This is a genomic window from Shimia sp. Alg240-R146 (assembly GCF_947331465.1).
GTDB lineage: Bacteria > Pseudomonadota > Alphaproteobacteria > Rhodobacterales > Rhodobacteraceae > Shimia.
Genome location: NZ_CAMZOK010000003.1, coordinates 72,646 through 86,033, shown reverse-complemented (window position 1 = coordinate 86,033; position 13,388 = coordinate 72,646). Strand labels below are relative to the sequence as shown.

The 13,388-nt window shown below is 56.5% G+C and carries 12 protein-coding genes; 11 read left to right on the top strand and 1 reads right to left on the bottom strand.

Going from position 1 to position 13,388, the window contains the following annotated elements:
• Nucleotides 1–136 precede the first annotated feature (136 nt).
• From PG871_RS16010 to PG871_RS15990, 5 genes are all read left to right on the top strand, one after another.
• Nucleotides 137–1,678, top strand: coding sequence for an ABC transporter substrate-binding protein (locus PG871_RS16010; RefSeq protein ID WP_270732717.1), 1,542 nt, complete (start codon nucleotides 137–139; stop codon nucleotides 1,676–1,678).
• 155 nt (nucleotides 1,679–1,833) lie between these two features.
• A complete protein-coding gene (locus PG871_RS16005; protein WP_270731041.1) occupies nucleotides 1,834–3,399 on the top strand; it encodes an ABC transporter substrate-binding protein in 1,566 nt (521 codons plus the stop codon).
• 106 nt (nucleotides 3,400–3,505) lie between these two features.
• Nucleotides 3,506–4,486 (top strand): ABC transporter permease, encoded by a 981-nt coding sequence (locus tag PG871_RS16000; RefSeq protein ID WP_270731040.1) that lies wholly within the window; start codon nucleotides 3,506–3,508, stop codon nucleotides 4,484–4,486.
• The gene (locus PG871_RS15995; RefSeq protein ID WP_270731038.1) at nucleotides 4,486–5,430 is read left to right on the top strand and encodes an ABC transporter permease; all 945 of its coding nucleotides are present in this window, start codon (nucleotides 4,486–4,488) and stop codon (nucleotides 5,428–5,430) included. The genes PG871_RS16000 and PG871_RS15995 overlap by 1 nt, the downstream gene beginning before the upstream one ends.
• On the top strand, nucleotides 5,430–7,142 hold the full coding sequence (locus PG871_RS15990) for an ABC transporter ATP-binding protein (RefSeq protein WP_270731037.1): 1,713 nt from the start codon (nucleotides 5,430–5,432) through the stop codon (nucleotides 7,140–7,142). The genes PG871_RS15995 and PG871_RS15990 overlap by 1 nt, the downstream gene beginning before the upstream one ends.
• 42 nt (nucleotides 7,143–7,184) lie before the next feature.
• Here PG871_RS15990 and PG871_RS15985 read toward each other — a convergent pair whose 3' ends face one another.
• A complete protein-coding gene (locus PG871_RS15985) occupies nucleotides 7,185–7,982 on the bottom strand; it encodes an N-acyl homoserine lactonase family protein (RefSeq protein WP_270731035.1) in 798 nt (265 codons plus the stop codon).
• 187 nt (nucleotides 7,983–8,169) lie between these two features.
• On the opposite strand from PG871_RS15985, the gene PG871_RS15980 reads away from it, so the two are divergent.
• The 6 genes from PG871_RS15980 to PG871_RS15955 are packed head-to-tail and all read left to right on the top strand — an operon-like array spanning nucleotide 8,170 to nucleotide 13,201.
• On the top strand, nucleotides 8,170–8,835 hold the full coding sequence (locus tag PG871_RS15980) for a GntR family transcriptional regulator (protein WP_270731034.1): 666 nt from the start codon (nucleotides 8,170–8,172) through the stop codon (nucleotides 8,833–8,835).
• Between the two features lie 27 nt (nucleotides 8,836–8,862).
• Nucleotides 8,863–9,963, top strand: coding sequence for an isocitrate/isopropylmalate dehydrogenase family protein (locus PG871_RS15975; RefSeq protein ID WP_270731032.1), 1,101 nt, complete (start codon nucleotides 8,863–8,865; stop codon nucleotides 9,961–9,963).
• A 1-nt stretch (nucleotide 9,964) separates the two neighbouring features.
• Nucleotides 9,965–11,230 (top strand): 3-oxo-tetronate kinase, encoded by a 1,266-nt coding sequence (gene otnK, locus PG871_RS15970; RefSeq protein WP_333559687.1) that lies wholly within the window; start codon nucleotides 9,965–9,967, stop codon nucleotides 11,228–11,230.
• Nucleotides 11,227–11,865: a 3-oxo-tetronate 4-phosphate decarboxylase gene (otnC, locus tag PG871_RS15965; RefSeq protein ID WP_270731031.1), complete on the top strand. Its 639-nt coding sequence runs from the start codon at nucleotides 11,227–11,229 to the stop codon at nucleotides 11,863–11,865. The genes otnK and otnC overlap by 4 nt, the downstream gene beginning before the upstream one ends.
• 3 nt (nucleotides 11,866–11,868) lie before the next feature.
• A complete protein-coding gene (locus PG871_RS15960) occupies nucleotides 11,869–12,897 on the top strand; it encodes a Gfo/Idh/MocA family protein (protein WP_270731029.1) in 1,029 nt (342 codons plus the stop codon).
• Nucleotides 12,869–13,201: a putative quinol monooxygenase gene (locus tag PG871_RS15955; RefSeq protein WP_333559686.1), complete on the top strand. Its 333-nt coding sequence runs from the start codon at nucleotides 12,869–12,871 to the stop codon at nucleotides 13,199–13,201. The genes PG871_RS15960 and PG871_RS15955 overlap by 29 nt, the downstream gene beginning before the upstream one ends.
• The last annotated feature ends 187 nt before the right edge of the window (nucleotides 13,202–13,388 follow it).

Sequence of the window (13,388 nt, the reverse complement as noted above, 5' to 3'; positions counted from 1 at the left end):
GTAAGAAGACCTGAACAATTGTTCAGAAGGGGCTTGTCAATTGCGCGCAGTCCGTGGATCATCCCGCCACAATCACAAAAGTAGGGGAGTACTTAACGTGACATTTAAGTCCACACTTCTGGCAACCGCCGCTCTGATGGCGATGCCAATGATGGCGCAAGCCGAGACGCTGCGCTGGGCGCGTGCGGGTGACGCGCTGACACTTGATCCACACGCACAAAACGAAGGCCCAACATCGGCCCTCGCGCATCAGATCATGGAGCCGCTGGTAATGCGCGATATGACCGGTGCCATGGTGCCTGCGCTCGCCACCGACTGGGGCCCGTCTGCTGACAACCCCAACGTTTGGGAATTCACACTGCGCGAAGGCGTGACCTTCCACGATGGTGCCGAATTTGACAGCGAAGACGTGAAATTCAGCCTCGACCGCGCGATGACCGAAGATTCCGACTACAAGGAACTGCTGGCATCCGTGAAAGAAGTTCGCGCAACCGGCAAATACACCATCGAGATTGAGACCAACGGTCCGAACCCGATCATGGCCAACAACCTGACCAACATGTTCATCATGGACAAAGGTTGGGCAGAGGCCAATGGCGCGGTCAAAGTTCAGGACTATGAAGGCGGCGAAGACACGTTTGCGGCCAAAAACGCAAACGGTACCGGCCCATATGTTCTGGTCAGCCGCGAGCCCGACGTGAAGACCGTCATGAAAATCAACGACAACTATTGGGGCAAAGACGAGTTCCCGATGGAAGTCACCGAAGTGATCTATACCCCGATCCAGAACGCCGCGACCCGCGTTGCAGCGATGTTGTCTGGCGAAGTTGATTTCATTCAAGACGTTCCGGTTCAGGATTTGGGTCGTGTTGCAGGCACCGACGGTCTGGAAGTGCGTACCGCACCTCAGAACCGTGTGATTTTCTTTGGCATGAACCAAGCCGCAGAAGACATCGCAGGTGACAACGTGGACGGCATCAACCCGATGTCGGACGTGCGCGTGCGTCAGGCGATGTCGATGGCAATCGACCGCGTTGCCATCCAAAAAGTTGTGATGCGTGGCCAGTCAGCTCCTGCTGGCATGATCGCGCCTCCGTTCGTGAACGGCTGGAACGAAGCCATGGACAGCTCGTCCAAAACTGACGTCGAAGGCGCCAAGGCGCTGATGGCTGAGGCAGGCTTTGCAGATGGTTTCTCCATCACGTTGAACTGCCCGAACGACCGTTACATCAACGATGAAGCGATCTGTCAGGCGTCGGTTGGTATGTTGGCGCGCATTGGCGTAACAGTGAACCTGGATGCGAAGCCCAAAGCGCAGCACTTCCCGCTGATCAACAACCTCGAAACCGACTTCTACATGCTGGGTTGGGGTGTTCCCACTTATGACTCCGAGTATGTGTTCAACTTCCTCGCCCACACCAAAGGCGAAAAGTATGGTTCCTGGAATGGCACACGTTTCAGCGACACCGATCTGGATGCGAAAATCGAGGCACTTGCCAGCGAAACCGACCTGGAAAAACGCAACATGATGATCAACGAGATCTGGACTGTTGTGCAGGACGAGCAGCTCTATATCCCAATTCACCACCAGGTGCTGAACTGGGGTATGTCGTCCAAGGTTGACACAATTGTTGCGCCTGACGACACCGCAAAGTTCAAGTATTTCACACTGAACTAATCTGTGATGCAGCCGCAATCTTTGACCTCGCGCCAGTTCCTTGGCGCGGGGTTTTCTTTTGCTTTTGCGTTGATCTTTGTGAGAAGGTTAACGGCAGAGGGCGCGCGCGAGCCGAACAGGGGCCGCGCCGACGCCCCAATTTAAGGGGAATAAATATGAAACGCGCTTTGAGTATTTTGGCGGTGGCTTCCGCTTTGGGCGGCCCGGTTTTGGCCGAAGAGTTTAAGTGGGCTGGTACAACCGATCCGCAAACTATGGACCCGCATGCGGTCAACTCTGCCCCGGTTCTGGGCTTTTTGAACAATGTCTATGAAGGGCTTGTGCGCCGCGGCAAGGATATGTCGATTGAACCTGCGTTGGCGACCAGCTGGGAACCGATTGGGAATGGCGAGGGCTGGCGGTTTATCCTGCGTGAAGGGGTGACGTTCCACGATGGCAGCAGCTTTGACGCCGAAGATGTGCTGTTTTCCTATCAGCGCGCCTCCAACGAGGTGTCTGACACCCGCAGCTGGTTCTCGCCAGTGTCGGACGTCAAGGTGGTAGATGCCTACACAGTGGACATCCTGACCAAAGCGCCGAACCCGATTTTTCCTGACAGCATCGCCAATTGGATGATGGTGGACAAAGGTTGGGCTGAGGCCAACGAAGCTGCGCTTCCGGACAAGGAGAACGGGAATTATGCGACGCTGAACGCCAACGGCACCGGCGCCTTCATGGTGTCTGAACGCGAGCCGGGCTTGCGTACGGAATTGGTGCCGCACACCGGATGGTGGGGTGAGGTGGAACACAACATCACCCGCGCCGAATTCACACCCGTTCAAAACCCCGCAACGGCCGTGGCGGCGCTCTTGTCTGGGGATGTGGACATGATCAACCCTGTGCCGATCCAGGACGCAGAGCGTCTGGCGGGATCAGGCGATGTGCAAGTCATTCGCGGCATCGAGGCGCGCGTGATCATGCTTGGCATGGCACAGGAAAGCGACGTGTTGAAATACGGCGATGACGAAGGCAAGCCAAACCCGTTCAAAGACGCGCGCGTGCGTGCCGCAGTTTCGCACGCGGTCAATGTTCCTGCTATTCTGAAGACCATCATGCGAGGCAATGCCGAGCCGGCGAGCCAGTTGGTGAGCCCTGCGATGCGTGGCTATTCCAACGCCAATGCGGACCGTCCAGCGTTTGACCAAGCCAAAGCAAAGGCGCTTTTGGCAGAGGCCGGGTATCCTGATGGGTTCAGCTTTGGCCTGAAGTGTCCAAATAACCGCTATTTGAACGACGAGGCGGTTTGTCAGGCCGTGACGTCGATGTTGGCACAAGTCGGAATGATGGCACAGCTTGATGCGATGCCGGTGCAGAACTACTGGCCTGAATTGCGGGCGGACAACTACGACATGTACCTGTTGGGTTGGTCGCCGGGCACATTTGATGCAGAGCACCCAATTCGTTTTCTGGCGTCGACCCCCAACAAAGAAAAGAAGTTGGGCAGCTGGAATTTTGCAGGGTACTCCAACGCCAGAATCGACGCGTTGCTGCCAATGATCCAGTCCGAGATCGACGCCACAAAACGTCAGGCCATGTTGGACGAAGCCGCTCAAATCATGCAGGACGAAACGGCTTATGTTCCGATGTATGTACAGCCGCTTGTTTGGGGTACCGGCCAGAATATCTCGCTAACTCAACGCCCTGACAACTTCTTCATCCTTCGGTGGGTGAGCGTTAACTAAAGTGTTACGGAAAATTTCCTAAAAATCTGTGCCCGTAATGCATGGGGGCGGTTGACCTTTGTCTGCAAAGGCATCAAGGGAGACCGCCTAAAAAGAGGGGCAAAAAATGCTGACTTTTGTTGTTCGCAGAGTCTTCCAATCTGCGTTGGTCTTGCTGATCGTGGGGCTTGTCGCCTTCAGCATGTTCCGTTTTGTGGGCGATCCGATCGACAATATGTTGGGTCAGGAACGCACAGATGCGGACATCGCGCGACTGCGCACCGAACTTGGTTTGGATCAACCGTTTCCGGTTCAATACGTGAAATTCCTGAAAGGCGCTGCCGAAGGTAACTTTGGCGTCAGCTATCGTCAGGGGCGTCCGGTGTCGACCATTCTGGTGGAACGTGCACCCGCAACTCTGGAACTGGCCGCTGTGAGCGGGTTTTTTGCCATTACGATCGGGATTGGGCTTGGCGTGTTTACCGCGATCCGACGCGACGGATTTATGGCCAATATGATCATGTCGGTCTCGTTGATCGGGGTCTCGCTGCCCACCTTCCTCATAGGTATCCTTTTAATCTACTTGTTCGCAGTGGAGTTAGGATGGCTTCCGTCCTTTGGCAGGGGAGACGTGGTGCACATAGGCTGGTGGAGCACTGGCTTTTTGACCGCAAGCGGTCTCAAGGCGCTAATCCTTCCGGCGATTACACTCGGGCTTTACCAAATGACGCTGATTATGCGGCTGGTGCGGTCTGAAATGCTCGAAGTTCTACGTCAGGATTACATCCGGTTTGCCCGCGCGCGCGGCTTGAAAGAGCGGTCAGTGAATTTCCGCCATGCGTTAAAGAACACGTTGGTTCCGGTGATCACTGTGACGGGACTTCAGCTCGGGTCGATCATTGCCTTCGCGATCATCACCGAGACCGTGTTTCAATGGCCCGGTGTTGGCCTGTTGTTCATCAACGCGATCCAGTTTGTCGACATCCCTGTGATGGCCGCCTATCTGATGCTGATTTCAGTGATGTTTGTTGGCATCAACCTGATCGTTGACCTGTTGTATTTTGCCATCGACCCGCGCTTGCGCGTTGACCAGAAGGGGGCGAAGTGATGTCCGACCAAACCTCTCAATCTGCCCCAAAATCCATGTTTGCCCGCGCTTGGGATAGCGACTTTGCCTATAAATTCCGTCGAACTCCGGTTGCTGTTGTGTCGGCATTGGTGGTGGCACTTTTGGTTCTGAGCGCCGTTTTTGCGCCGTTGATTGCACCACATAACCCGTTTGACCCGGCCTCTTTGAACCTGATGAACGGGTTTACGGCGCCTATGGCGGCGAACGAGTTTACAGGTGATGTGTTCTGGCTTGGCACAGATGATCAAGGACGCGACGTGTTCTCGACCATCCTCTATGGCATGCGCATCTCTCTTTTCGTGGGTTTCTCAGCGGTTCTTTTCGCGATGGTGCTGGGCATTACGCTTGGTCTGATCGCCGGCTACGTCGGTGGCTGGATCGAAACCATCATCATGCGGGCGGCCGACGTGCAGTTGACCTTTCCTGCCATTCTGGTCGCGATGCTGATTTTCGGGGTCGCCAAAGGCATCACTCCGATTGAGCATCAAGACAAGATGGCGATCTGGGTGTTGATCCTTGCCATCGGTCTGTCTGACTGGGTGCAGTTTGCCCGCGTTGTGCGCGGTGCGACACTTGTGGAAAAGGACAAAGAGTATGTGCAAGCCGCACGTATGATTGGCCGCGGCAAAGGCATCATCATGCTGCGCCACATTCTGCCCAACGTGCTGTCGCCGGTTCTTGTGATCGCGACGATTTCTCTGGCGTTGGCAATCATCGCCGAGGCGACGCTGTCGTTCCTTGGTGTGGGTGCGCCACCAACCCAACCGTCGTTGGGCACGTTGATCCGTATCGGGCAGGGCTTTTTGTTCTCCGGTGAGTGGTGGATCATCCTGTTCCCGTCGATCACCCTTCTGTCACTGGCATTGTCGGTGAACTTGCTGGGTGACTGGCTGCGCGACGCACTGAATCCGAGGTTGCAGTAATGACTCTTCTTACAATTGAAGACCTGTCGGTCCATTTTCCGACCCGTCACAAGGTGTTTGTGGCAGTCAACGAAGCGGACCTGACGGTTGAACCGGGTGAAATTCACGGGCTTGTGGGCGAATCCGGGGCCGGTAAATCAACCATCGGCGCGGCGGTCATGGGCCTGCTGGATCGTCCCGGTCATATCGCGGGCGGCACAGTCAGCTTTAAGGGAGAAGCTATCAGCGGTCGGGATGCTGAAGCCATGCGGTCGTTGCGTGGTGCCAAGATATCTATGATCTTTCAGGACCCGCTGACGTCGCTGAATCCGTTGCTGACCGTTGGTCAGCAGTTGATTGAAACCATACAGTTCCACCTGAAACTGTCCGAAGGTGACAGCCGCAAGCGTGCGGTTGAGCTTTTGGACCGCGTTGGCATTCCGCTTCCAGAAGAGCGTATCGACATGTATCCGCACCAATTTTCCGGTGGGATGCGGCAGCGCGTGGTGATCGCCTTGGCGCTGTGCTCTGAACCCGATGTGATCATTGCGGACGAGCCGACAACGGCGCTTGATGTGTCCATTCAGGCGCAGATCCTTGAGTTGATCAAGGAGCTCGCGCGGGAGCGGCAGACCGGTGTCATCCTGATCACCCACGACATGGGTGTGATTGCCGATACCACCGACAAAGTGACGGTGATGTATCAGGGCGCCGTCGTTGAAAGCGGCGCGACTGAGCAGGTGATGGGCAATCCGCAGCATGACTATACCAAGTCGCTGATTGCGGCCGTGCCGCGCCCGACGTTAAAGGTACATCGCTTCCCTCAGCTGTCATATGGCGGGCGGTCTATCGAGTTCCACATCGATGATCTGGCGCGCAATTGGCAAAAGCCAGAGCCGTCCAAATCCGGCACGTTGCTCAAGGTTGAAAACCTGACCAAAACCTTCTTGCAGAAAGGTGCCTTGATCCCGTCGCGCCGCAAGTATTTCAAAGCAGTGGACAACGTCAGCTTTGATATCCGCGATGGCGAGGTTTTTGGGGTTGTTGGTGAAAGTGGGTCAGGCAAGTCGACCGTAGCTCGCATGATTGCCACGCTTTACGAAACCAACGGCGGCAAGATTACCTTTGATGAAACCGAGGTGACTGCGTTGAGCAGCAATCGCGATCTTGAAGGCTATCGCCGTCAAATCCAGATGATTTTTCAGGATCCTTATTCGAGCCTGAACCCGCGTATGCGGGTGGATGAGATCATTGCCGAGCCGGTAAAGCACCACAAGTTGTTGGAAGGCGCCGCCATTCAGCACCGTGTGGATGAATTGCTGGATCGTGTTGGGTTGGGGTCCGAAGCCGGGCGCAAATACCCGCACGAGTTCTCAGGCGGTCAACGTCAGCGGATCTCGATTGCGCGGGCTTTGGCGACGCAGCCTCGGTTCCTGATTTGTGATGAGCCGACGTCGGCCCTGGATGTGTCTATTCAAGCGCAAATCCTGAATATCCTGAAGGATCTGCAAGAGCATTTGGGCCTGACGATGCTGTTCATCAGCCACGACTTGCCGGTTGTCCGCCAGATGTGTGACCGCGTTGGCGTGATGCGTCAGGGTCAGATGGTAGAGGTGGCCGAGACGGAAGAACTGTTTGCAAATCCGAAAGAGGCTTACACGCGAGAACTTCTGAGTTTGATGCCCAAGCTTGAAGGGTTGTCCACTGAGGGTCTCAAGGACGAAATCATTTAACAAAAAACGCCGCCCCCCGGGGCGGCGTTTTTATTGCTGTCATCAAAACGGCTTGTCGGGCCCTTTGTCGAGTCGCCAGACAAACCCAGATTGGCCGACTTTGGGATAGTGGGTCGTTACCAAGGGGTCATGGCCAGGGATGATGCGGCCTTGCGTGCCGCCAAGCTGATAAAGCGTGTCATAGCCCGCGATCATGGCCTCGACGTTTTCCACGATTGGAAAGGGTTTGCGGAGCAGAAAGTTCTCATAGTAGTGCGCCGCATCAGAGGCCAGACACAGGGGCCCATCCTCGGTGTCGACCTCCACCACTTGCAAGCCTCTGGAATGGCCACCTACACAATGCACCCGTACACCTGGCGTCACCTCGGCTGAGCCGTCGTGGAAGATCACCCGACCGGAATAGACGTGTTGCACCATCTCGCAGATATGGTCGGCTGTGAACGGCATTCGAAGTGTGTTGTGGCACATGCAGGGGCCGGTCGCAAAAGCCATTTCGGCGGCCTGCAGGTGGAAAGTGGCGTTCGGGTAGCGGTCCAACCCACCGGCGTGGTCATAATGCAGGTGGGTGATTATCACCGTGTCGATCTTGGTTGCGTCAACATTCATCACCTCGAGCGCCTTTGAAGGGTCCCGCAAGATCGGGCGGTCGCGGCGGTTGGCCTCGGCGGAATCGTATCCTGTGTCAACGAGGATGCTTTGGCTGCCGTTGGTGAGAAGCCAGACAAAATAGTCCATGCCATGCTGCGCGGCCGGGTGATCGTCAAAGATAAAACTATCTGCACGGGTACGCGTGTTCCGATCCGCGTATTTTATCGCGTAAACCTTCCAAAAATTCGACATTTCCACTCCTTGACCCATTCTTGCGCTGGTCTTCCTTTCCATATCGGATAGGTTTTTTCGACGTTGTCAAATTTTCCAATGCGCACATTGATTGTGATGGTCTTTACATAAAAAATTTGATAATGTATACATTAAAGTATTCGCAGGTGCTGTGCCCACCGCGAGAGCCTTGGGAAGAGTCACGAAGATGGCCGAAAAACAAACACGTGTCGGAGACGCCTATGCGCGGCTCAAGGAGGATATACGCTCCAACCTGATGCCGCCAGGATATCAGGCGCCAGAGCCTGAGATCGCAGAGCGCCTGGGCATGAGCCGCACGCCAGTGCGTGAGGCCTTGATCCGGCTGGAGGCGGAAGGGTTGGTGGAGCTGATCCCGCGCAGGGGTGCGCGGGTTTTGCCGATCAAAGCCGAAGATATGAAAGAGATTTATCAAATCCTGACCGCGTTGGAACCGGATGCCGCAGCCAGTCTGGCGGAGCGTAGGCCCAGTGCGGAAGAATTGGCTCCTTTGCGTCAGGCCACGGACGAAATGGCCGAGGCGCTTGAGGCAGGTGATCTGGATCGCTGGGCCGCCGCCGATGACAGGTTTCACATCACGCTGCTTGAGTTGCACGGTAACCGGCGCATGCATGCGTTTGTCAGTTCGATGTTTGATCAGGCGCACCGTGCGCGGATTGTGACACTCAGGCTGCGAGAGGCGCCTGTGCGATCGACCCAAGAGCATCGCGAAATTCTCGACCGGTTGGCTGATGGCGACGTTGAAGGTACGCGCCGTGTGTTTCGTCAGCACCGAGAACGCGCCGCCACCGAATTGTTGAATCTGTTGGAAAATTACCGGTTGCCGCAGTTGTAGCCTTTAGCAAAGAAGAGACCCGACTTAATGACCCAGCCCCTCAGTGTCGCGCTTATTCGTGGCGATGGAATCGGAATTGACGTGGCCAATGCGGCGATCGCGGTCGTGGATGCGGCCCTCGCGCATGTGGGCGCGCCGGCGTTGCACTACGACGAGATTGCAGCTGGTGCCGGGTATTATGCCGAGACTGGCCAAGATATCGAGCCGGACGGCGAAGAGCGCGCCGGTGCTGCGGATGCGATTTTTCTTGGGGCAATCGGACTGCCGGCGATCCGCCATGCAGATGGCACTGAGATTTCGCCACACTTGCGACTGCGAGACAGATTTCAACTTTATGCCGGCGTACGTCCGGTCAAAGCCTATCCCAACGCGCCGCAACGTCTGGCAGACCCGCGGGCCGCCGGTTTGGACATGATTATTTTGCGGGAAAGCACCGAGGGGCTGTTTTATTCGGCGGCGGTGCATGGCCGGTTTGAAGTGCGCGGTGATGAGGAAGTGCGCGAGACATTAAGGGTGTCGCGGGCCACAACCGAAAAGCTGCACAAGTTTGCCTTCAAGCTGGCGGAACGGCGTAAGGAGCGGGGAAAATCTGCCCGACTGACCTGTGTTGATAAAGCCAACGTTTTTGCCTCGATGGCCTTTTTCCGCAAGATTTTTAATGAGACCAAGGCGGCCTTTCCGGATGTGGATGTGGGCTACAACTATGTCGACGCAATGGCGCTTGATCTGGTGCGCAAGCCTTGGGACTTTGACGTGATGGTCATGGAGAACATGTTTGGCGACATTCTGAGTGATCTGGCAGGTGGATTGGTCGGCGGTATGGGCATGGCGGCCTGTGGCGAAATTGGCGACGAAACTGGACTGTTCCAGCCAGCACATGGCAGCGCGCCCGACATTATGGGGCAAGACAAGGCCAACCCGCTGGCAGCTATCCTTAGCGGTGCAATGATGTTGGACTACTTGGCGGAAAAGTCTGGTGACGCTCGATTGGAAACGGCGGGCGCATTGATTGAAGCCGCTGTCGACGAAGGGTTTGGCGACAACGCGCTGCGGCCAATGGAATTTGGTGGCGACATGGGCACCAACGCGGTGACCTCGGAAATCCTGCGTCGTGTTGCGGGAGGCTGAGATGGGCATCTTGTTAGGCGCCATAGCCGATGATTTCACCGGTGCAACCGATCTCGCCAATACATTGGTCAAAGAGGGCATGCGGGTTGTTCAAATCATCGGTGTACCAGATGCGTCGGCAGCACCAGAAAATGTCGATGCTGTGGTGGTTGCGCTCAAATCGCGCTCAGCGCCAGTTGGCGAGGCTGTCTCACAGTCGCTCGAGGCTTTGCGCTGGTTGCAGTCGCGAGGCGCGGAGCAAATTGTGTTTAAATACTGCTCCACCTTTGACAGCACGCCTGAGGGGAATATCGGGCCGGTTGCAGATGCGTTGCGCGCAGAAACGGGCGCGGACTGCGCGATTATTTGCCCTGCGTTTCCTGAAAACGCCCGAACCATCTATAACGGTCACTTGTTTGTCGGCGACATGCCGCTCCACGAAAGCTCGATGAAGGATCACCCGCTGACACCCATGCGCGACAGCAGCCTGATCCGTTTGATGGCCGCACAGTCAGATGCCGAGGTCGGATTGGTGCCTTTGCAAACCGTGCATGAAGGGGCGGATGCGGTGTGCAATGCCATAGCTACCTTGGCGGCAAAGGGAATTGGATACGCGGTCGTTGACGCATTGAACGACGCTGATTTGCGGGTGATAGGCGCGGCGGCACGAGACCAACGGCTGGTGACGGGAGGTTCCGGCGTCGCAACTGGCTTGCCAGAAAGCTTTCGCAGCCGCGGATTGTTGGGGGCGCCAGCCAAGGCGTCAGCGCCAGTTGTGGTGGGGCGCGAATTGGTGCTGGCGGGCAGTTGTTCTGCGGCGACGCGCGGCCAGATTGCGCGGGCCAAAGAGGCATGGCCGACCCGTAAAATCGCTGTGGATAGGATCGCTGCCGGCGACGACGTCGTGGGGGAATTGACTGACTGGGCTTTGGCCCAACACGACGATGCACCGGTGTTGATCTATGCGTCGGCAGACCCTGAGGAGGTGCAGCAAGTGCAGGCCGTCTATGGCGTCGAGAAAGCTGGCGCTATGGTCGAGGAGGTCATGGGGGCCTTAGCAGTTCGGTTGACCGCAGCTGGCTTTGGGCGTCTGGTGGTTGCGGGTGGCGAAACGTCGGGCGCAGTCGTGTCCGCGCTTCGCGTCAACGCGCTTCGGATCGGGCCGGAAATCGCGCCTGGCGTTCCGTGGTCAGAAAGCATCGGGACGCAACCTTTGGCGCTGGCTTTGAAGTCCGGCAATTTTGGTGGCCCAAATTTCTTTGAAGAAGCCTTTGCGGTGGTGCGATGAGCGATAGCAATTACAGAGAAGACATGGTGGCGCTGGCAGCCTCGCTTTACGCGCGGGGGCTGACGGCGGGTTCATCTGGCAACCTTTCGGTACGCGTTGACGATGGGTTTTTGATGACACCCACTGGATCAACCATGGGCACGCTTGATCCTGCGACCTTGTCCAAACTGGATTTGAACGGAAAGCATGTGGGCGGCAACAAACCCACCAAAGAAACATTCTTGCATATGGCGATGTATCGACAGCGCCCCAAGGCGGGCGCGGTGGTGCATCTGCATTCGACTTATGCCGTGGCGGTCAGCTGTATGGCGGGGTTGAACCCTGCGAACACCTTGCCGCCGTTGACGGCCTATCATGCCATGCGGATTGGTAACCTGCCGCTGGTGCCGTATTTCCCGCCCGGCGATCCGGCGCTAGGGGAGGCGGTGGCCAAGGCGGCGGCGGACCATCATGCGGTTTTGATGGCCAATCATGGGCCTGTGGTGGCGGGCAAGTCGTTGAAAGATGCGGTTTATGCCAGCGAGGAACTTGAGGAAACGGCGAGGTTGTTTCTGATCTTGAAAGGCATACCAACCGCACCATTAACAACAGAGCAGGCCAATGAAATTGCCAACCGTTATCCGGTGGGGTGCTAATTTATGGCGGGGCTGACGGTGGCTGTGATCGGGCTGGGCTATTTCAGCCAGTTCCATTTGCAAGCATGGCAGGACGATCCGCGCGTCGGCCGGATTGTGACCACAGATGTGTCCAAGACACGCCGCGAGTGGGCACGGCAGAGTTTTGGTGTCGAGGCATTTGAAAGCGTCGCGACGGCGCTGGGGGACGCGGATGTCGACATTGTCGACATCGTTGCCCCGCCGCATGCACATGCCGAGCTGATCGAGACCTGCTTGCGGCCGGGCCGAATAATTGTCTGTCAAAAGCCATTTTGCACGTCACTCGCCGAGGCCGAGGCGGTTGTCACTCAGGCTGCAAAGGTGGGCTGCAAGATTGTGATCCATGAAAATTTCCGCTTTCAACCATGGCACCGCACGATCAAGGCGTTTCTGGATGCGGGCAAGATGGGGGACGTGTATCAGTGCCGCTTCAACTTGCGCCCCGGTGATGGGCGCGGTGGCGACGCTTATCTAGAGCGCCAGCCAGCTTTTCGGGACATGCCACGGCTGTTAATCCATGAAACCGGCGTGCATTTTGTCGACCTGTTTCAGTGGTTTTTCGGTCCCGTGACGGCTGTTTACGCCGACCTTGCACAGATCAATCCAGCGCTCAAAGGCGAAGACGCAGGTCAGCTGTCACTAACGCACGCGGGCGGAACACGCAGCCTGTTTGACGGCAATCGCCTGATGGACCACGTCACTGACAATCCGCGCCGCACAATGGGCGAGATGTGGATTGAGGGGGAAGCGGGCACTTTGACACTCACCGGGCTTGGGCAGGTTTTCTTTCGAAAATTCGGGACGCAGGAAGCGTTTGCGGTTCCCTTGGTGGCTGACATCGACGATGCCTCGTTTGGCGGCGGGTGCGTGGCCTATCTTTGCCAGCATGTCGCGTTTGCTGCAGCACAGGGTGGTGCATTGGAAAATGAAGTTCAGGATTATCTTAGCGTGATCCGCGCGACCGAGGCGGCTTACGAAAGCCATGCCACTGGTCGGAAAATTCAACTGTGAGGAGGGCGCGATGTATGTGGTGTGCGTGACATTCACCCTAAAAGCCGGGGCCAAGGAGCGGTTCATGCCGCTGATGTTAGCGCAGGCGGAAAACTCGCTTGCGCATGAGGCTGATTGCTTGCGTTTTGACGTCTGTTCCAACGCGCAGACAAATGAGGTGTTTCTCTACGAGGTATATGCCAGCGAAGACGCGTTTCAGGTGCATCTTGCGAGTAAGCACTTCAAAGAATTTGACATGGCCGTCAGCGAATTGATCGCGGATAAGGCTGTGTCCACCTTTGGCGAGGTCGCCATCGGGTCGTAAATCCAGGCAGTCGACGCCTGCTTAAGTCCCCGCAATGCCATCGGCATTGCGGGGCGTACGCGTTGTCCAGATTGCTGTGGCTTGCGCCAATAATCCCTTGTTTTTTTGACTTTTTGCACCGAAAGGGTGATTGACTCATTTAAAAAATTCAATAACGTATGCATTACTGTCGCCATTAATTGGCGAG